Genomic DNA, 18557 nt, shown 5'->3' with positions numbered 1-18557 from the left:
TCAGCCCTCGGCCTCGAGGCTGGCGCACAGGGGCGGCGTGAGACCGGGCTGGACGCTGAGCCGGATGCCCTTGGCGGCCGCACGCGCCGGGTCGTCCGCGAGCTGGATGTCGATCACGCGCGACACCCCGTCGTCGCCGTACTCCGAGGTCCGCAGGAAGCCGACCGGGCCGCCGGGCGTCGAGCTGATCTCGGCGTAGCCCAGCTCGGGGCGGTCGAGCACGCCGATCCGCACGACACCGGGGGACAGCACGTCGAACCACTGCCCGGGCTGGGTGCCGAGGTTCGTGATCAGCAGCAGCCGGGCGCGACCCTCGCCGTCGGTCTCGAGCCAGACGTTGCTCGGCACCTCGGTGTCGACCCGCACGAGCGGCACCCGGGCCGGCTGGGTGTCCCGGCCGAGGCGGGCGACGACGACCGCGCTGCGCCGCTCGACCAGCAGCCACGGCTGCGCGTCCTCGCCGGTGGAGAGGAAGAGCTCGTCGCAGTCGCCGCGCACGAGCAGCACGTCGGCCGGGGCGCTGGCGGGCAGGTCCGTCGAGGTGCGGACGAGCCCGGCCTGCTCGGGACCGCTCAGCCGCTGCTGGAGGTACAGGTAGTCGATGAGTCGCGGGCCGCCGTACGTCGTGGCGGCGGCGCTGTAGCCGGTGATCATCGAGGCGCCGATCGAGAACGCCGTGAGCGGCACCGTCAGGGCCACCACCGGGACCGAGAGCCAGCGCGGCCGGTGCTGCACGGCGTGCACCAGGGCGCAGGTGCCGACCGCGCCACCGATGACCAGGGCGGGGACGAACTCGCAGGTGTAGCGGAAGGCGAAGTAGCCGTAGGCCATCACGCCGCCCGTCACGAGCACCCCGGCGACCAGTGGCACGCGCAGCATCCTGCGGTGCAGGTCGACGCCGGGCCGGAACAGCACGACCACGGCGAGCACGGTCAGCGCGAGCAGCCACGGCATGAAGGACGTGACGCTGCCGGTGCGGTAGCTCTGGTCGAGGAAGGCGCCGTCGTACGCCTGGGCCGGGTGCGCCGGCAGGGTCAGGTAGGGGAAGTAGTCGACGAAGCGGATCCCGTCCGGGCGGAAGTAGGCCATGAACGCGGTCGGGAAGAACTGCGGGCCGGTGATGGTCCCGCCGTTGACCGCGAGTGCCTCGCGCCGGTGCGCGTTGATGCTGCTGAAGACCTGGTCCTCGAGCGGGAAGAGGTAGGGGTGGCGGAACTTCGCGTAGTTGATCGCGACGCCCACGCCCAGCGCCACGACGCCGACGCCGAGGAGCCAGAGGCCGGTGCGCCGGCGGACGTGCACCAGCCTCCCGGTCAGCATCCAGACGCCGATGCCGAGCGCGCCGAGCGAGACCGCCCAGCCGCCGGTGGTCCGGGTGGTGACCGCCCCCAGGGCGAAGACCAGCAGCCAGCCGATCGAGGCGGCGTCGGGACGCCGCAGCACCCGCAGCATCCAGTACATCGCCCCGACCACGAACGGGACCGCCCACGCGTAGACCTCGTGGTAGACCCACGGCAGGGACGCGTTGTAGGTCAGCGTGGTGCCGCCGAGGGCGAGCGCCAGGAAGACCCCGAGCGCGGTCGCCTCGAGCCGGGTGACCTCGGTGCCGGGGTACATCAGGTCCCGCACCAGCCACAGCAGCCGGCTGGTGACGACGGCGAGCAGCACGAAGGCCAGCGCCATCGAGACGACGGTGAGCCGGCCGTCGAAGCGCTGCGTGGTCATCAGCACCGGCAGGCGCAGCAGCGCCGGGAACGGTCCGAAGTACTCGTACTCGTGCCCCCGTTGGATGAAGCCCTCGATGCTCAGGCTGCCGTCGGGCACGTAGAGGTGGCCGGCCATGAAGGCGCGGGCCTGCAGGTCGAAGAAGTTGGACGCGAAGCCGAGCCCGTTGGCGGTGCGGGTGGTGCTCGTCCCGAAGTCGAGCAGGGTCAGGAGGTACGCCGCGCCGCCGACGACGACACCCGCGGCGGTCGCGAACCGACGACGCCGGTGCCCGACGTCATCGCTCAAGCCCGTGCCAGGCGGTAGAGGAACTGATAGCCGAAGAGCGTGGGCCAGGCGCGGGTGGCGGCGCGGTCCGCGACGGCGACTCGGCCCGCGATCCGCGCGGCGCGGCTGTCGGCGCTGCCGCGGTCCAGGACGTCGAACGGCGACCCGACGGTCTCCCGCTCCACGATCCTCAGGCCGGACTGCTCGATGAGGCGCTCGAAGCTCTTGCGGGTGAAGAACCGCACGTGGCCGTGGTCGAGCGGGCCGCGCTGGTCGTAGTCGAAGGTGCCGGAGACGACCCGGGCGCGGGGGTACCAGTGGGCGAAGTTCGGCACCGACACGAGCACCTCGCCGTCGTCGGCGAGCCGACCCGCGATGTCGCTCAGCAGGCGGAGCGGGTCGACCACGTGCTCGAGCACGTCACCGGCGACGATCGCGCGGTAGCCGCTGCCGGCGGCCTCGGGGAGCCCGGCGTTGAGGTCCGCCTCGACGAAGTGCTCGACGCGCTCGGCCACGCCCTCGTGCTTCACCAGGTCGACGCCGGTCACCTGGTGGCCGTGGGCGCCGGCGAGTGCGGCGAACTGGCCGTCGGAGCAGCCGACGTCGAGGACCTTCGCCGGCGCGATCGAGGCGAGCCAGCGCAGCAGCACGCCATGCGAGGAGTGCTCGGACGGCTTGAGCTCGTAGGCGTCGAGGTCGGGACCGGGCGTGGCCGTCTCGCCGAAGCCCATCCGGCGCATCTTGAACCGCACGACGTCGACGCTCACGTCCTTGGCGTACTTCATGCCGTTGACGTAGCAGATCTCGTCGCCGTAGTACGTCGGGATCGGGACCTCGACGATCTTCTTCCCGAGCGCGTGCAGGCCCAGGATGATCTCGGTGTCGAAGTTGAAGGCGTCGGTGTACGACGCGAGGTCGAGGTCCGCGAGCGCGTCGACGCGGTAGGCGCGGTAGCCGCTGTGCCACTCGGTCAGGTCGAGCCCGGTGACCTTGTTCTGGAAGCGGGTCAGGATCTTGTTGCCGACGAACTTGTAGAGCGGCATGCCGCCCTCGCGCGCATGCCCGCGCTCCATCATCCGGGAGCCGAAGACGGCGTCCGCGTCGCCGTTGGCGAGCGGGGCGACCAGGTCCTCGATGCGCTCGGGGGCGTACTGCCCGTCGCCGTGGAGCAGCACGACGATGTCCAGCCCGTGCTCGATGGCCCAGGCGTAGCCGGCCTTCTGGTTGCCGCCGTAGCCGAGGTTCTCCTGGTGGCGCACGACGGTCAGGGGGAGGGTCGACCCGCTCTGGAAGCGCAGCCCGACCTCGTAGGTGTCGTCGGAGCTCGCGTCGTCGCAGACCAGGACGTGGTCGACCTTGTCCGCGAAGGACTGGGGGAGGCGCGACAGCGTCGCGGCCAGCGTCCCGGCGGCGTTGTAGGCGACCACGAGCACACCCACGCGGGGTGTCGACGGGGTCGGGGTGGACGGTGCGTACGGCGTGGACATGTCTCTCCCGGATCACGGCTCCCGACCAGCCACCGGCGGTGACTGCCTCCCAGGGGAGCCGCGCTCGATTCTACCGTGACCGCCCCGGGACCGCCGGGCCTTCGTGGCATAGTTCCGGCCATGTCCGACCTCACGCTCGTCGACCTCGCCCGCCTCGAGGAGGACCTCCCCGCGCGGGCCGCGGCGTACCGCTCCGCGACTCCCTACCCGCACCTCGTGCTCGACGACGTGCTGCGGCCGGAGGCCTTCGACAAGGCCGCGGGGGAGTTCCCCGGCATCTCGGACCCGTTCTGGAAGGGGTACCTCCACGTCAACGAGACGAAGTACTCCAACACCCAGCCCGACTCGTGGGGCCCCACGCTGCACGACGTCGCGCAGGAGTTCTGCTCGCCGGAGTTCGTGGCCTACCTCGAGAAGCTCACGGGCATCGAGAACCTCATGCCCGACTGGTCGATGGACGGCGGCGGGCTGCACCAGACCCTGACCGGCGGGCACCTCAACATCCACGCCGACTTCACGACCCACCACACCCACGAGAACTGGGCGCGGCGCGTCAACATCCTGCTCTACCTCAACACCGAGTGGCGCGACGAGTGGGGCGGCAAGCTCGAGCTCTGGGACAAGGACATGACCGCCTGCCAGGCCCGCGTGACGCCGGCCGGCAACCGGATGCTCGTCTTCACGACGGCGTTCGACACCTTCCACGGCCACCCCGACGGGCTGACCTGTCCGCCGGACGTGGCACGACGCTCGATGGCGCTCTACTACTTCACCGAGGAGGAGAAGGCCGTCCGTCGCTCGACGAACTACCAGGCGCGGCCCGAGGAGAGCCTGGCCCGCAAGGCCGCGATCGGCGCCGACCGCGTGGCCCTCGACGTCTACGACCGGGTGAAGCGCCGGCTCGGCGTCTCCGACGAGCGGGTCTCGGCGGTGCTCACCCGCATCGACCGGCTGCGGCGCCGCTCGCGCAGGTAGGCCGGCAGGCCGCCGGACAGCTCGCGCCAGACCGGCGCGGCCAGCGCGGCCCGCACCCGGCGCTCGACGAGCACGTTGCTGATCGTCACCATCAGCGCCACCAGCAGGAACGCCGCGATCGTGCGCGCCTGCCAGCGCCAGTCGGTCGTGTGGTGGGCGATGAAGAAGAACACCGGGTAGTGCCACAGGTAGATCGCGAGCGACTCGCGACCGAGGTACGCGGGCACCCGGCTGCCCAGGGTCCGTGTCACGAACGGCGGGGGGCTGGTCAGCGAGCACCCGACCAGGAAGCCGACGAGCGCCAGGTCGAGGAGCAGGCCGGTCCAGCCGAAGTAGGCGTTGTTGTCGACGTTGAGGTGCAGGAGCGGCACGAGCGCGAACAGGCTGACCGCCGCGATCCGGCGGGCCCACGGCACCAGCCCGGTGAGGTAGGGCAGGGCGGCCGCGGCCAGGGCTCCGGCTATCGGTGCGTCCATCCGCACGGTGGTGCGCAGCAGCGACTGGTACAGCAGCTCGGTGCCGGCGACGTTCGTGCGCCAGACCACGACGGCGAGCAGCACACCGGCGAGCGCGACCACCAGCCAGCCGCGGTGGCGCCGCAGCAGGTAGACCAGCGACAGGATCAGCACGAAGACCTGCAGGTCCACCGAGAGGTACCAGAGGTGGCCGAGGTCGGAGCGGGCGGACGCGGAGTGGCCCTGGAGGTACCAGTTCCACGTGTAGGTCGCGATGTGCAGCAGCGACGAGCGGGTCACCCGGTCGGGGGTCTTGTCGGTGAGGTCGAAGACCGACAGGGCGAGCACCGTGAGGAGCAGGAAGTAGAGCTGCCCGCTGAGGCGGAGGTAGCGGCGCGCCAGCGCGACGCCCGGGCGCAGCCCGCCGGGGCTGTCGACCGCGCGCAGCAGCCCGCGGGTCGCGACGAACGCGCCGACCACGAAGAACACCGAGACGGCGTAGTTGCCGCTCTGGAAGAGAGCGCCGGTGACCGCGTGCGAGATCAGTCCGTCCATCGGCCAGAGCGCCCAACCGTGGGACAGCACGACGAGCACGATCGCCACGCCGCGGATGCCGTCGAAGATGGCGGTACGACGCGGCTGGGCGTCCGTGACGGCGGAGGACATGGCGTCACTGTAGTTCGCGGGCGGGACGTCGTGAGAGGGTTCCGCGACCCGCCCGGACGGGCCTCGCGAATCGGGCTCGCCGGCGTTACCTGACTGCTACTCTGCGGTCACTTGCACGTGCTTTGGGAGGGGTATTTGTGCGCAAGAAAATCGGAGTGTCGCTCGCTTTCGTGGGTGGCTTCCTCGTGGTTCTCGCGGTGCTGTGTCAGTTCTACGCACCCGGTGCCCTCAAGAAGACCCCGATCGACGTCAACAACACGACGTACCTGTCGGGCACGGCCCAGCTGTCGGACGGCTCGGGTGGCATGAACACCTCGCCGGTCGTGGCGATCTCGATCACCCACGCGGACTCCGCGAAGTCGGACGACGACGTGGTGGTGATGTCGAACTCCAGCTGCCTGGTCAAGGCCGAGGAGGGCGACCAGACCGCCGACTGCGTGTCCTCGGACGACCCGAAGGACCTGCTGATCAACGCCGGCACCGACAACTTCGCGGAGGACCGGGTGACGGGCCTCGCGGTGAACGACCCGAAGTACCTCCCGGCCGACGCGGCGCCGCACGAGGGCCTCATCAACAAGTGGCCCTTCGACGCGCAGAAGAAGACGTACCCCTACTGGAGCGGTGACGTCGGCGCGGCCGTCGACGCGGTCTACGACCGCACCGAGGACGTCGAGGGCATCGAGTGCTACGTCTACAAGGTGACGATCAGCGACCAGCCGATCGAGATCGCCGACGGTGTCGACGGGCTGCTCAACAGCACGAGCGAGATCTTCGTCGAGCCGACGACCGGGGCGATCCAGAACCAGGTCGAGCACATCGAGCAGTCGACGGCGGACGGTGACCCGGTCGCGGTCATCGACATCAAGTTCACCGACGACCAGCTCAAGAAGAGTGCCGACGAGGTCGGCCCGCAGGCCGACCAGCTCACGCTGCTGACCACGACCGTCCCGGTCGTCGGCTACGCGGTCGGCATCCCGCTGCTGCTCATCGGCCTGGGGCTGCTCTTCCTGGGCCGCAACCAGGCCGGGCCTCCGGCACCTCCGGTGACGACCACCAAGAAGCCGGCTCCGGCCGGAGCGAAGTAGCAACCAGGCTCAGCCGGTCAGCCGGGCACCGAAGATCGCGGTGCCCGGCGTGACCAGGCCGCGGGTGCGCGACCAGCCACCCCAGACGCGGTCGTGGGCCGCCGGCCACTCGGGCTCGACGAGGTCGGTCAGCAGGAAGCCGGCGCGGCTCAGCACCGCGACCCAGTCGCCGAGCGTGCGGTGGTGCTCGACGTACGACACGACCCCGGTCGCGTCGTCGACCTCGACGTACGGCGTGCGGTCCCAGTAGGACTGGCTCGCGACCAGCCCGGCCTCGGTCGGGTCGTCCGGGAACATCCAGCGGGTCGGGTGCGTGATCGAGAACGCGTAGCGCCCGCCCGGCCGCAGCACGCGAGCGGTCTCGGCGACGGCGCGGGGCAGGTCGCGGACGAACTGCAGCGCGCCGAACGACGAGAAGACGATGTCGAAGCTGTCGTCGCGGAACGGCAGGTCGGTGGCGGTCCCGAGCACGGAGGGGACCGCGATGCCGGTCTCGTCGTCGATGCGGCGCGAGTGCTGGAGCTGGCGCAGCGACAGGTCGAGCCCGTAGGAACGGCCGCCCTGCGCACGCACCCAGCGCGAGCACTGCCCGGCGCCGGAGCCGACCTCGAGCACGTCGCGGTCCGCGACCGGTCCGAGCACGCCGGCGACGGCCTCGGTCAGGCCTTCCGGCCCCCAGACGAAGCCGGCGTCGCCGAGGAACTCGCCGTGGGTGGACTGGTACTCGTCGGCGTAGCGGTCCCAGTCGGGGCCGTTGGCCCGGCGGGACTCCGCCTCGTCGACCGGTCGTCGCTCGACCCTCACGGGCGGGTGCTCGGGTGCGGGATCCACGTCCGGAGGCTACTGCGAGCAGGCGGGTCCGCTCACGGCGCGGTCGAGGCCGCCTTGCGGCGGCTGCCGGGGATCCGTCCCGCCAGGTCGCCGAGCGGGCCGACGGCCTTGCCGAGCGAGTCCGCGGACGCGGACAGCGACGGGATGATCGCGGCCAGCTCGGTGAGCCGGGGCCCGATCGCCTCGAGGGTGTCGCCGAGCTCGACCAGCCGGTCGAGCGTCCCGCCGTCGGCGACCAGCTTCTCCAGGAAGCCGTCCTCCGTGACGATCCGGTCGGCGAGGCCACCCGGGCGCAGCAGCTGCTCGAGCACGCCGCCGGACGCGGTGAGCCGGTCGAGTGCCCCGCCCTCCATCAGGAGCCGGTCGAGCGCACCCTCGCGGGCGACGAGGGTGTCGAGCGCCCCACCCTCGGCCAGCAGCCGGTCCAGGGCGCCGTCCTCGGCGAGCAGCCGGTCGAGGGCGCCGCCGTCGGTGAGCAGCCGCTCCACCGGACCGCCGGCCGCCAGCAGGCGGTCGAGGCCGCCGTCGCGCATCAGCAGCCGCCCCAGCGGCCGGTCGGGCGCCGTCAGGTCGGCCACGCGCTGGAGGAGGTCGGCGTACCCGCCCGGCCTCCGGACGGGACCCTCCGGCGAGGCGAGGACGCCGAGCTGCAGGGTGGTCTGGGTCGCGGCCACGGCGAGCTGGACGGGCAGGGCGACGAGGGCCTGCAGGAGGCCCCGGGGTGACGTGGGCTGCACGAGTGCCATGGGCAGACGGTAGCGGGAGGGGCCGCGTGGCAGCATGCGTCCGTGGACACCGACTTCTCCTCGCTGACCCCGCTCGAGGGCGGCTGGTCCGGCGAGACGTTCCTCGCCGAGGCGGCGGGGGAGCGCAGCGTCGTGCGGATCTACGCCCGGCCCGGCCACCGCGGCGACGCGGCGCACGAGGTGGACGCCGCGCTGCTCCGACTCGTGCGGGGACTGGTGCCGGTCCCCGAGGTGCTCGAGGCGCGTCGCGCCGACCCGGTCACCGGGATGCCGGCGCTGCTCGTCACCTCCTTCCTGCCGGGGGAGCGCGGCGACCTGCTGGTGCCCCGCCTGGACGCGAGCGGGCTGGCGCGGCTCGGCGCGCACCTCGGCGAGCTGCTCGCCGACCTCGGCGGGATGCCGATGCTCGAGGCCGGGCCGTTCGTCGACGGCACGCTCACGATCGGCTCGTGGGGCGATCTCGACGGGCTCCCGGCCTTCGTCGAGCAGGCCGAGCCGGGACTCGGCTGGTGGACGCCCGCCGAGCTGGACGGGCTGCGGGAGCTGGCCGTGGACGCCCAGGCGCTCCTCGACACCGTGACCCGCCGCTGCCTGGTGCACAGCGACCTCAACCCGAAGAACCTGCTGGTCGACCCGGACTCCCTGGCCGTCACCGGGCTGCTCGACTGGGAGTTCGCCCACGCCGGCCACCCGTTCACCGACCTGGGCAACCTGCTGCGGTTCGATCGGCAGCCCGCGCTGGTCGAGTCCGTGCTCACGACGTACGTCGCCCGGCGCGGCGGCACCGCGGACGCGGCGCTCCAGCTGGCCCGGGCGGCCGACCTCTGGGCGCTGGTCGACCTGGCCGGCCGACGGGGCAGCAGCCCGGTCGCCGACCGCGCCGACGTGCTCCTCCGGGCGGTCGCCCGGACCGGGGACGTGCACGCGCTCCCGTGAGCGTGGGTCGGCGCTCCGCAGGCGGCGGCCGCCGGTTGGACTCCCGCGCGCGCCCCGGCGTACTGTTCATACTGCGCAAGAAGTCTGCCTGAGTCTCAGACCTAGCAGATTCACGCTCACTCGCCAGTGAAGACGACTTCTTCGCGTGCCCGCACGACTCCATCCATCCAAGGACCCATCTCCCTTATGACGAGCACCGTCTCCACTCTTCCCGATTACGACGCGCCCCAGATCGCGATCAACGACATCGGTTCCGAAGAGGACTTCCTCGCAGCGATCGACGCCACCATCAAGTACTTCAACGATGGCGACATCGTCGAAGGCACCATCGTGAAGGTCGACCGTGACGAGGTCCTCCTCGACATCGGTTACAAGACCGAAGGCGTCATCCCCTCCCGCGAGCTCTCGATCAAGCACGACGTCGACCCGTCCGAGGTCGTTTCCGTGGGTGACAAGGTCGAGGCCCTGGTTCTCCAGAAGGAGGACAAGGAAGGCCGGCTGATCCTGTCCAAGAAGCGCGCCCAGTACGAGCGCGCCTGGGGCACCATCGAGCAGGTCAAGGAAGAGGACGGCGTCGTCGAGGGCACCGTCATCGAGGTCGTCAAGGGTGGTCTCATCCTCGACATCGGCCTGCGCGGCTTCCTGCCCGCCTCGCTGGTGGAGATGCGTCGCGTCCGCGACCTGCAGCCCTACGTCGGCCAGGTCCTCGAGGCCAAGATCATCGAGCTCGACAAGAACCGCAACAACGTGGTCCTGTCGCGCCGTGCGTGGCTCGAGCAGACCCAGTCCGAGGTTCGCCACGGCTTCCTGACCCAGCTCCAGAAGGGCCAGATCCGCAAGGGCGTCGTGTCCTCCATCGTCAACTTCGGTGCGTTCGTGGACCTCGGCGGCGTCGACGGTCTCGTCCACGTCTCGGAGCTGTCCTGGAAGCACATCGACCACCCGTCCGAGGTCGTCGCCGTGGGCGACGAGGTCACCGTCGAGGTCCTCGACGTGGACATGGACCGCGAGCGTGTCTCCCTGTCGCTCAAGGCGACGCAGGAGGACCCGTGGCAGCACTTCGCCCGGACCCACCAGATCGGTCAGATCGTGCCCGGCAAGGTCACCAAGCTGGTGCCCTTCGGCTCGTTCGTCCGCGTCGAGGAGGGCATCGAGGGCCTGGTGCACATCTCCGAGCTCGCCGAGCGTCACGTCGAGATCCCCGAGCAGGTCGTCCAGGTCAACGACGACGTCATGGTCAAGATCATCGACATCGACCTCGAGCGTCGCCGGATCTCGCTGTCGCTCAAGCAGGCCAACGAGAACCCCGCCGCCACCGAGGTCGAGGACTTCGACCCGACGCTCTACGGCATGACGGCCACGTACGACGAGCAGGGCAACTACGTCTACCCGGAGGGCTTCGACCCGGAGACCGGCGAGTGGCTCGAGGGCTTCGACGACCAGCGCGCCGTGTGGGAGGAGCAGTACGCCAAGGCCCACGCCCGCTGGGAGGCCCACGTCAAGCAGCAGGCCGAGGCCAAGGTCGCCGAGGCCGAGGCCGGCGAGGCCACGTCGTACTCCTCCGCCACCGGCTCCACCGGTGACGACGAGTCGTCGGCCCCCGAGGCCGAGGGCGGCTCGCTCGCCTCCGACGAGGCGCTGCAGGCGCTCCGCGAGAAGCTCACGGGCGGCTCGAACTGATCCACTGACGGCGGCTCGTCGAGCCGCTGCGACGCGAAGGGCCCGGTCACCTCACGGTGGCCGGGCCCTTCTGCGTCCCTGCGGTGTCCGGATCCGGTCAGTACGTCGTGCTGCTGCGCGTGCTGTTGCCCTGCCCGTCACGGGCGGTCACGACGAACGGCGAGCCGGTGACCGTCCACGGCGTGCCGGACGGCACCGGGCCGGCGCAGGACACCAGCACCGAGCCGCCGCGGTCGCTGCAGGTGTAGTCGACGACGACCGTGCTGCCGACGGGGTGCGGCGACCCGTCGTCGAGGCCGGAGACCTCGATCTCGGGCCGGATCGCGTCGGGGGCCTCACCGGAGAAGGCGCGGTAGGAGAACCAGCCGCGGGCGCTCAGCGACCAGATCTCGCTGCCGCCGCGGGTGACCTCGCTGGTGATGGGCGCCGGCTCCGGGCCGTTGTTCTCCGCGTTCGACCAGCCCACGAGGGTGTGGCCGCCGGGCAGCCGCTGGGCGTTGCCGGCGAACGGCGCGTAGCGGCCGGGGACGGCGTAGCTCCAGACCCGGCGTACGACGCGGCGGCGCGCGTCGACGGCGTACTCGACGACGCGGCTCTGCGGCCGCGCGACGCGGGCGCCGTCGCGGTCCGACGGGTCTGGGCACATGTCGGCCGTCTGCGGCGCGATCGGGCCGCCGGAGTCGGCGCGCGAGCCGTTGTCGAAGAGCATCAGGTGGCCGTTGGGCAGGATCCGGGCGTCGTGCTGGGCGCAGAAGCCGGCGTACCCCGGGTCCTTGAAGCGGAACTCGTTCTCGACGCCGCCCATCCGCCAGACCACGTCCCCGGGCCGGTGCCCGCCGTGGCGGGTGGTGGCGATCCGCATCACCTGGCCGAGGTTGCGGAACGACGCGAGCAGGTCGCCGTTGCGGAGCAGCTGCACGGAGTTGATGTGGGCGTAGTCCTGGCCCTTGGCGCCGAGGACGTAGGCCTCCTTCGGCTTCACGTGACCCTGCGTCGACCAGGCGAACTGCAGCTTGCCCTTCGGGCCGACGATCTCGATGACGGCGTCGAGCCACGTGCGCCCGTGGGGGCGGACGTCGCGGTGGTAGCCGATCATCACGACGCGGCCGTCGGCGGCGTACTGCACGTCATGGAAGTCGGTGTTGTCCGGCGTGATGCCGAGGCGGGGGACGGGGCGCAGGCGGCGGGTCCGCGTCACGGCGAACTGCCGGTCGAGCTCGCGGACCCGGTAGCCGTACTCCTGGTCGTCCGGGCTGTCCTTGACCGGCTCGAAGACGGTGTACGCCGGGCCGTGGGGCTGCGGCCGGAAGTCGTGCGGCTCGAGCGCCTCGCGCACGTAGGCCGGGACGCCGCGCGCGTCGACCGCGGTCTGGAACGACGTGGCGGACAGGAAGCTGCCCAGCCCCAGGAAGACGTACGGCGCCCCGTCGGCGGGCCGGGTGCCGCTGGCCGCCAGCTCGGGGAAGCCGGCCGGGAGGTAGACGAACGCCTGGTGGGAGCTGCCGCCGGCGTCGTCGATCGCGACCGCCACCTCGTCGCCGGGCGCGAGTCCGGTCACCTCCAGCGGCTCCCCGCTCGTGGCCGGCCGGCCGTTGACGGTGATCGCGCCGTCCGGGTCGCTGGTGGTGGCCGTGACGTCGATCGTCCCGGCGGTCCCGGACGTCGTGCGGACGGCGTACCGCTGCACCTGCGGCGCGTAGGCCGGGTAGGTGCTGACGCCCTCGCCGGTCACCGTCACGCTGTGCGTGGGGGTGTCCGCGGCGCCCGCGGCACCCGCCGGGAGGGCGATCTGGAGGGCCGATCCGACGAGCACGAGGCCGAGCGCGGCCTGCAGGTGGCGGGGCATGGCGCCACCCTAGGTGGCCGCGTCCGGACCGTCAGGCGAACCGCGGGCCGGTCGCGGCAGGTCAGCCGAACAGGGCGGGGGAGCGGAACCGCGGGTCCTCGACGTGCGAGGCGGGCGGGCGCTGCGGACCGCGCCCGTCGTGGAGGACCAGGCGCACGGCCTGGACGCTGAGCAGGAGCGAGACGGCGAGGAGGATCATCAGGAAGGTCATGGCAGTAATCCTGCGCCCGTGGCGATCCCGCCACCAGTGGCAGAAAAGTCAGGGTGCGTTGATTTACTGCCATCCGTGCGCCATGCTGGCTCCATGCGATCCGTGGCCGTGCTCGTCCAGGACGGCGTCGAGCCCTTCGGCCTCGGCGCGATGTGCGAGGTGTGGGCCGAGCCCTACCACCCCGACGACGACAACCCGGTCTTCGACTTCGTCGTGGCCACCCCGCGGCCGGGCCGGGTGGCCGGCCCGTCGGGCTACGACCTGCACGTGGACCACGGCCTCGACGCCGCGGCCGGCGCCGACCTGATCTGCGTGGCGCCGAAGCGCGACTACCGCACCCCGTCGCCCGAGGTCGCGGAGGTGGTGGCGGCCGCCCACGCGCGCGGCGCCTTCGTCTTCGCCCACTGCACGGCGGCGTTCGTGCTGGGGGAGGCCGGCCTGCTCGACGGGCGGCGCTGCACGACGCACTGGCGGCACGTGGGCCACCTCGCCGAGGCGTTCCCGCTGGCGCACGTCGACGAGGACGTCCTCTACGTGCAGGACGGCACCATCGTCACCGGCGCCGGCTCGGCCGCAGGCCTGGACGCCGCGCTGCACCTGATGCGCCAGCAGTTCGGCGCCCGCACCGCCGCCGCGGCTGCGCGCCGGATGGTCATCCCGCCGCACCGCTCGGGCGGTCAGGCGCAGTTCATCTCCCGGCCCGTCCCCGACTGCGACGCCGAAACCCTGGGCCCGCTGCTCACCTGGATCCTCGAGAACCTCGGCCTGGACCTCAGCGTCGACGAGCTCGCCCGGCGCTCGCACATGTCGCCGCGCACCTTCGCCCGACGCTTCCGCGCGGAGACCGGCACCACGCCGCACACGTGGGTCACCGGCCAGCGGGTGCAGGCCGCCGAGGAGCTGCTCGAGCTCACCGACCACTCGATCGACTGGATCGCCGACGAGGTCGGCTTCGGCAACGCGGCCACGCTGCGGCACCACTTCGCCCGCGCCCGGGGTGTGAGTCCCCAGCAGTACCGCCGTACCTTCAGCGGTGCGCAGGCGACGGCCAGCGCCTGACCGCGCACCCGCCCCTCAGAGCCGGTCGCGCCGGACCTTGCCGGTGAGCGTGCGCGGGAGCTCGTCGAGGAAGCGCCAGGTCTTCGGCCGCTTCGGCGGGGCGAGCCGCTCCCGCACGTACGCCGTCAGCTCGGCCTCGGCGGCGCTCCCGACGACGGCCGCGCAGACGCGCTGGCCCCACTGCTCGTCGGGCACGCCGAAGACCGCGACGTCCTCGACGCCCGGGTGCTCGCGCAGGGTGTTCTCGACCTCGAGCGGGTAGACGTTGACGCCGCCGCTGATGATCAGGTCGGTGCGCCGTCCGTCGAGGTGGAGGTAGCCGTCCGCGTCGAGCCGCCCCAGGTCGCCGACCGAGAAGGCGGGGCCGTCCGGGGTGTCGCGCCAGGCCTCGGCGGTCTTCTCCGGGGCGCCGTAGTAGGTGAAGCGGGCGTGCTCCGGCACGGTGCACCAGATGGTGCCGTCGTCGTCCAGCGCGAGCGTCCGGCCCGGCCGCGCCCGGCCGACGGTGCCGGGCCGCTCGAGCCACTCCTCGCTGCGGCAGGCGGTGAACTGGCCCTCGGTCGAGCCGTAGAACTCCCACGTCGAGCCGTCGGGGAAGAGCTCGATCAGGCGGCGCTTGACCGCGTCGGGGCACGGGGCGCCGGCGTGCGCGACCAGGCGGAAGCAGGTGAGGTCGGGGACGCCGACCGCGTCCCAGTGCCCGAAGAGCCGCTGCAGGTGGGTCGGCACGCAGAACATCGTGGTCGGGCGCTCGCGCTGGATCGTCGCGGTGATCGTCGCGGGGTCGAAGCCGCCCGGTCCGTCGAGCCCGACGACCCGGCCGCCCGCGAGCAGCGTGCCCATCGCGAACCGCAGCGGTGCCGAGTGGTAGATCGGGCTGATCACGAGGTTGACGTCGTCGGCGCAGAAGCCCCAGAGCTCGCGTTCCTCGGCCACGAGCGCCGCCGCCTGGGCCTCACCGAGCAGGCCGCTGTCGACACCCTTCGGGGTGCCGGTGGTCCCGCTGGTCACGTGCATCGGACGGCCGCGGGGGAGAAGGTCGCCCGGGTCGGCGGGGACGCTCGGGATCCGGGCCGCGAGCGCCGTCGCCTGCTCCTCCGTCTCGACCACCAGGTGAGGCTCGAGCCCGCCCAGGATCCGCTCGCGCTCGTGGGCGGTGAGCCGCGGGTCGAGCGGGATCGGGAAGATGCCGGCGGCGAGCAGGGCAAGCACCAGCTCGACGTACGCCGTGGAGCCCGGCAGCAGCAGCGCCACCCGGTCCCCGGGGCTCAGGTCCACGTCGTCGGTCACGGGGCCGACCCTAGGAGACGGGTGGGGCCGGGCTCGATCCGGTCACCGTTCTCCCGCCCGACGCCCGCGCGCGGCCGCCCGGGGTGACACTGCCGTATGCGACGTGACCGGCTGCTGTGCCTCCCGCTGCTGCTCGTGCTCGGGCTGCTCGGCGGGTGCAACGAGGACGACGCGGCCGAGGCGGACGCCCCGCCCGTCAAGGGCGTGGCGTGCACGGCGGAGCCGGACGCCTACCAGATGCCGACGCAGCACGAGCTGCGGCTGATGCACCTCGAGCACGGCTCGCTGTGCCGCTGGCGGACGCGTGACGGGGCCGAGTATCACTCCTACGAGTACGACCGGCTCGACGCGCTGCCGTTGACCGATCGGGACGCGCGGCTGGTCCTGCGGCGCCTGCGGCAAGCGAGCCAGGAGAAGCCCGGCTGCTCGATGATCGACTCGCCCCCACCTGTGTTCTTCACGGTCGCGCTCCAGGGCGACGACGACGCGCTCTGGCAGGTCACGGTGCCGACCGAGCGGTGCCTCGGCTTCTTCCTGGCGAACCCGGACGCGCAGGACTGGCTGCCGTTCGTGGACCCGACGCTGGTGCGCACGCTGGAAGCCCTGGTCGACTGACGGCCGGTCGGTCCTCTCAGGCGACGCGAGCCCAGTGCCCGGGGCCGACCTCGACGAAGGAGGGGTGGCGCAGCGGCGGTGAGGTCGACCGGTAGGTGTGACCGGTGGGGGTGGTGGTCTCGACCACGTGCCGTGGGCCTGGCCGAGGACGCTGCCGCCACCCGGGGGACTGCTTGGTGTGGTTGCAGGCCTCGCAGAGGCCCTGGAGGTTCGGGACGGTGGTGCCTCCGCCCTCGTCGACGGTCTTCACGTGGTCGACCTGTCTCACCGGGGCGTCGCACCAGGGGGTGCGGCAGCGCTGGTCACGTGCCCGGATGAGGGCGGCGATGGCGGTGGGGACGCAGCGGGCGCGCGAGTCCATGGCCACGAGCGAGCCGGTCGCGGAGGAGGAGTAGAGCCGACGGAGCCAGACCCGGGCGCTGCTCGCGAGGCTGCGGGCGAGGTCGGCCGGGACAGGCCCGTAGCCCGTGACGTGGGCGGGCTCGTTGCTGGCGCCCAGCAGGACGTCGTCGGAGACGACGAGGTTGATCATCACGTGGGGGTCGGGCGCGGCCGCGCCGCCGTCGGCGGCGCCACCCACGACCCGGGAGACCAGTGCGTCGGCCATGATCTGGCCGCGCGAGCGCTCGTCGCCCGCGGCGCGCAGGCGATCCGCCTCGCGGGTGAGGGCGGCGTACACGGAGACGCCCTGCTTCATCGGCAGGAGTGCCGACAGCTGGCTCATGACGTCCGGCGCCGGGCGCAGGGTCACGCGCCGGTCGGTCTCGGCGCGACGGCGGCGCTCGACGATCGCCTCGGGGTCGAGCTGGTAGGCCAGCTTCGCGGCGGCACCGGCCAGCTCCTGGTCACCCATCCGCTCGAGGGCGTCCGCGTTGCCGGCGAGCCGGGCGTCGACCGTGCGGCGGTCTTCGCGGCTCAGGCAGGCGGTCTCGCGGACCAGGAGGGTGGCCTTGTGCTCGGTGATCCGTCCGTCACGGAACGCCTCCATCGTGTCGGGCATCTCGTCGCGCAGCGCCTTGGCCAGGCCGAGGTGCTGACGACCGCGGTGCGGAGACTCGCGACGAGCCAGTGCGACCTGACCGGCGACGTCGCTGCCCCGGCGACGCTGGGGTACCCCCGCGGCTGCTTGGGCGGCTCGCTGGGACTCGTCGAAGTCCACGGTGACCATCGCCTGCGCTGCCCGGGCCGCGCACGCGAGCTCCTCGAGCGCGCGCAGCATGTCGATCCGGCCCGCGTCGTCCAGGCCCTCGTGGGCTGTCCGGAGCTGGTCGGTCCAGGCGCGCAAGGAAGCGAGCCGAGCCGCTGTGCTATCGAACATGTGTTCGATTCTACCGTTCGTCGAGCGGATAGGCAAGCCCGCACGGTCAATGCGCCAAAAGGAGGAGGAGTCGTGCTCGTCCGGGATGGTGCTCAGGTGGGGCGGCCCAGCTCGCGACTCTCTAGTCAGAACGACCGCCAGACGGACCACTCAAAGCAGCGTGCCCCAGCCTTGATGTCGCAACCGGAGAGCTGTTTAGCGTTAGCGATGGGGTCCGATCCGCCTGTCAGTTCGCTACGTCGAGTGCCTGTTGGTACGCCATGGATACGTCTTGGGCGAACTTCATCAGTGCGTCGACACTTTCGGGGGTCAACCAGCCTGCGCTCGTGCGCGCCTGCTTCTCGGCGCCGCCGAAATCGAAGAGTTCGTTGGCACCGGTGCGGAATGAATCAGTAGTCAGTGCCTCGACGGCGATGCCGCTGTTCTGTCCAGCGTAGGAACCGAAGGGAACCATGACGGTCCCGTCGTTGAAGACCGTCACCACCGTGCGCAGACCATTGACCGATGGCCCCTTGGCCATGAGCACCATGTGGTTCGGTCCGAATCTGCGTCGGTGTCCCGCAAGCGTCCACTGTGCTTCCAGGGAATTCAGTGCGTCTCTGAGTGATTCGTCAGAGACCTGCGACAAAAAGTCCTCGAGCGTCTTGACCGTGGTCTCAAGCTGTTTCGCCTGCTCGACAGTGGCAGTGAACCTGTTCGGCTGCACGACCGCTGTGAACAGGGGCGCCCATTTGCTGTCCTCGATCCGGACTGCCTTCGCCTCCACGAGCCAGACAGCGATGCCGCGTTCCGGAGAGTGCTCGGCGAGGTCGTTCAGGTGGCGAGGTCGTTCAGGTACTGCGCGACGGCGCGAAACTCGTCCCTGTGCTGCTCAGCGACAACGACTAACCCTCTTGCCTCTCGAGCCACGGCATACGCCAACCCTCGTGTCAGGTGGTCATGATCAGCACGCCCGTACTGGTTCTCGACGACGAATTCGGATCCGCCATCGTCCTGCGCAACGATGTCGATGCGTCGGCCTCCCGTGGTCGGCACCTCTGACTCACCGAGAGAGGTCAGGTCGACATTGATGGCATCGCCGAGGGCGTCGAGCTGTGCAGCAAGCAGGGGAGTGAAGTCTGTGGCTTCGCCCTTCCACGCTTCCGTCAACTTCCCGAATGTCAACCTGGCCATCGATGCCTTCACTGTGACTTCGGATGGCTTCGGCACTTCAGGTTGCATCTGCATGGCCACATGTCACCACGTCGATAGCGGACATCGGTAGGTGCGCAGCCGTGGGCGTGGCAGCACACAGCCCCACTTCCTGCCTCTTGGAATCATCTGGTGTCGTCGACCTGCGGGTTCGAGTTGCCCCAGATCGACGGT

Annotated in this window: 17 protein-coding genes; 6 read left to right on the top strand and 11 right to left on the bottom strand. The window is 71.5% G+C overall.

Annotated features, from left to right (window positions below; genetic code table 11):
- On the bottom strand, nucleotides 1–2013 hold the full coding sequence (locus tag H5V45_RS03005; protein WP_185251577.1) for a hypothetical protein: 2013 nt from the start codon (nucleotides 2011–2013) through the stop codon (nucleotides 1–3).
- A complete protein-coding gene (locus tag H5V45_RS03000; protein ID WP_221633890.1) occupies nucleotides 2010–3431 on the bottom strand; it encodes a bifunctional glycosyltransferase/class I SAM-dependent methyltransferase in 1422 nt (473 codons plus the stop codon). Before H5V45_RS03000 ends, H5V45_RS03005 begins: the two co-directional genes overlap by 4 nt.
- A gap of 168 nt (nucleotides 3432–3599) precedes the next feature.
- On the opposite strand from H5V45_RS03000, the gene H5V45_RS02995 reads away from it, so the two are divergent.
- Nucleotides 3600–4454 carry a 2OG-Fe(II) oxygenase gene (locus H5V45_RS02995; protein ID WP_185251575.1) on the top strand — a complete coding sequence of 285 codons (855 nt, stop codon included), beginning with the start codon at nucleotides 3600–3602 and terminating at the stop codon, nucleotides 4452–4454.
- Here the strand turns inward: H5V45_RS02995 and H5V45_RS02990 are convergent.
- Nucleotides 4358–5575, bottom strand: a complete 1218-nt coding sequence (locus H5V45_RS02990; protein WP_185251574.1) for an acyltransferase family protein — start codon at nucleotides 5573–5575, stop codon at nucleotides 4358–4360. The two genes, H5V45_RS02995 and H5V45_RS02990, sit on opposite strands and share 97 nt — an antisense overlap.
- Before the next feature lie 155 nt (nucleotides 5576–5730).
- Here H5V45_RS02990 and H5V45_RS02985 point away from each other — a divergent pair, with 155 nt between their 5' ends.
- Nucleotides 5731–6660: a porin PorA family protein gene (locus H5V45_RS02985; protein ID WP_185251573.1), complete on the top strand. Its 930-nt coding sequence runs from the start codon at nucleotides 5731–5733 to the stop codon at nucleotides 6658–6660.
- Between the two features lie 9 nt (nucleotides 6661–6669).
- Here H5V45_RS02985 and H5V45_RS02980 read toward each other — a convergent pair whose 3' ends face one another.
- Nucleotides 6670–7491, bottom strand: coding sequence for a class I SAM-dependent methyltransferase (locus tag H5V45_RS02980; protein WP_343061394.1), 822 nt, complete (start codon nucleotides 7489–7491; stop codon nucleotides 6670–6672).
- A 32-nt stretch (nucleotides 7492–7523) separates the two neighbouring features.
- Nucleotides 7524–8237: an ABC transporter gene (locus H5V45_RS02975; protein WP_185251572.1), complete on the bottom strand. Its 714-nt coding sequence runs from the start codon at nucleotides 8235–8237 to the stop codon at nucleotides 7524–7526.
- Between the two features lie 42 nt (nucleotides 8238–8279).
- Here H5V45_RS02975 and H5V45_RS02970 point away from each other — a divergent pair, with 42 nt between their 5' ends.
- A complete protein-coding gene (locus H5V45_RS02970; protein WP_185251571.1) occupies nucleotides 8280–9173 on the top strand; it encodes a phosphotransferase in 894 nt (297 codons plus the stop codon).
- A gap of 186 nt (nucleotides 9174–9359) precedes the next feature.
- Nucleotides 9360–10853, top strand: coding sequence for a 30S ribosomal protein S1 (gene rpsA / locus H5V45_RS02965; protein ID WP_185251570.1), 1494 nt, complete (start codon nucleotides 9360–9362; stop codon nucleotides 10851–10853).
- 97 nt (nucleotides 10854–10950) lie between these two features.
- Here rpsA and H5V45_RS02960 read toward each other — a convergent pair whose 3' ends face one another.
- Entirely contained in the window at nucleotides 10951–12699 is a 1749-nt protein-coding gene (locus H5V45_RS02960; RefSeq protein ID WP_185251569.1) for an aryl-sulfate sulfotransferase, read from the bottom strand.
- Nucleotides 12700–12760: 61 nt separating this feature from the next.
- A complete protein-coding gene (locus H5V45_RS02955; protein WP_185251568.1) occupies nucleotides 12761–12910 on the bottom strand; it encodes a hypothetical protein in 150 nt (49 codons plus the stop codon).
- 93 nt (nucleotides 12911–13003) lie between these two features.
- Here H5V45_RS02955 and H5V45_RS02950 point away from each other — a divergent pair, with 93 nt between their 5' ends.
- Nucleotides 13004–13969 carry a GlxA family transcriptional regulator gene (locus H5V45_RS02950; protein ID WP_185251567.1) on the top strand — a complete coding sequence of 322 codons (966 nt, stop codon included), beginning with the start codon at nucleotides 13004–13006 and terminating at the stop codon, nucleotides 13967–13969.
- A gap of 15 nt (nucleotides 13970–13984) precedes the next feature.
- Here the strand turns inward: H5V45_RS02950 and H5V45_RS02945 are convergent, their stop codons facing one another.
- The gene (locus H5V45_RS02945; protein WP_185251566.1) at nucleotides 13985–15259 is read right to left on the bottom strand and encodes an AMP-binding protein; all 1275 of its coding nucleotides are present in this window, start codon (nucleotides 15257–15259) and stop codon (nucleotides 13985–13987) included.
- Nucleotides 15260–15355: 96 nt separating this feature from the next.
- Here H5V45_RS02945 and H5V45_RS02940 point away from each other — a divergent pair, with 96 nt between their 5' ends.
- Nucleotides 15356–15874, top strand: coding sequence for a hypothetical protein (locus H5V45_RS02940; protein WP_185251565.1), 519 nt, complete (start codon nucleotides 15356–15358; stop codon nucleotides 15872–15874).
- Between the two features lie 16 nt (nucleotides 15875–15890).
- Here H5V45_RS02940 and H5V45_RS22210 read toward each other — a convergent pair whose 3' ends face one another.
- The 3 genes from H5V45_RS22210 to H5V45_RS02925 all read right to left on the bottom strand — a co-directional run bounded on the left by H5V45_RS22210 (nucleotide 15891) and on the right by H5V45_RS02925 (nucleotide 18425).
- A complete protein-coding gene (locus tag H5V45_RS22210; protein ID WP_185251564.1) occupies nucleotides 15891–17192 on the bottom strand; it encodes an HNH endonuclease in 1302 nt (433 codons plus the stop codon).
- A 226-nt stretch (nucleotides 17193–17418) separates the two neighbouring features.
- Nucleotides 17419–17958, bottom strand: a complete 540-nt coding sequence (locus tag H5V45_RS02930; RefSeq protein WP_185251563.1) for a hypothetical protein — start codon at nucleotides 17956–17958, stop codon at nucleotides 17419–17421.
- Nucleotides 17959–18005: 47 nt separating this feature from the next.
- Entirely contained in the window at nucleotides 18006–18425 is a 420-nt protein-coding gene (locus H5V45_RS02925) for a hypothetical protein (protein ID WP_185251562.1), read from the bottom strand.
- Between the last annotated feature and the right edge of the window lie 132 nt (nucleotides 18426–18557).

The sequence above is a fragment of the Nocardioides luti genome (assembly GCF_014212315.1).
GTDB lineage: Bacteria > Actinomycetota > Actinomycetes > Propionibacteriales > Nocardioidaceae > Nocardioides > Nocardioides luti.
The sequence above is the reverse complement of the archived record's forward strand: the minus strand, read 5'-3'. Positions and strand labels throughout refer to the sequence as shown.

Coding starts and splice junctions, on each gene's coding strand:
- H5V45_RS02995 (WP_185251575.1), top strand. CDS start 3,600: ATGTCCGACCTCACGCTCGTCGACCTCGCCCGCCTCGAGGAGGACCTC.
- H5V45_RS02990 (WP_185251574.1), bottom strand. CDS start 5,575: ATGTCCTCCGCCGTCACGGACGCCCAGCCGCGTCGTACCGCCATCTTC.
- H5V45_RS02975 (WP_185251572.1), bottom strand. CDS start 8,237: ATGGCACTCGTGCAGCCCACGTCACCCCGGGGCCTCCTGCAGGCCCTC.
- rpsA (WP_185251570.1), top strand. CDS start 9,360: ATGACGAGCACCGTCTCCACTCTTCCCGATTACGACGCGCCCCAGATC.
- H5V45_RS02960 (WP_185251569.1), bottom strand. CDS start 12,699: ATGCCCCGCCACCTGCAGGCCGCGCTCGGCCTCGTGCTCGTCGGATCG.
- H5V45_RS02955 (WP_185251568.1), bottom strand. CDS start 12,910: ATGACCTTCCTGATGATCCTCCTCGCCGTCTCGCTCCTGCTCAGCGTC.
- H5V45_RS02950 (WP_185251567.1), top strand. CDS start 13,004: ATGCGATCCGTGGCCGTGCTCGTCCAGGACGGCGTCGAGCCCTTCGGC.
- H5V45_RS02940 (WP_185251565.1), top strand. CDS start 15,356: ATGCGACGTGACCGGCTGCTGTGCCTCCCGCTGCTGCTCGTGCTCGGG.
- H5V45_RS22210 (WP_185251564.1), bottom strand. CDS start 17,192: ATGTTCGATAGCACAGCGGCTCGGCTCGCTTCCTTGCGCGCCTGGACC.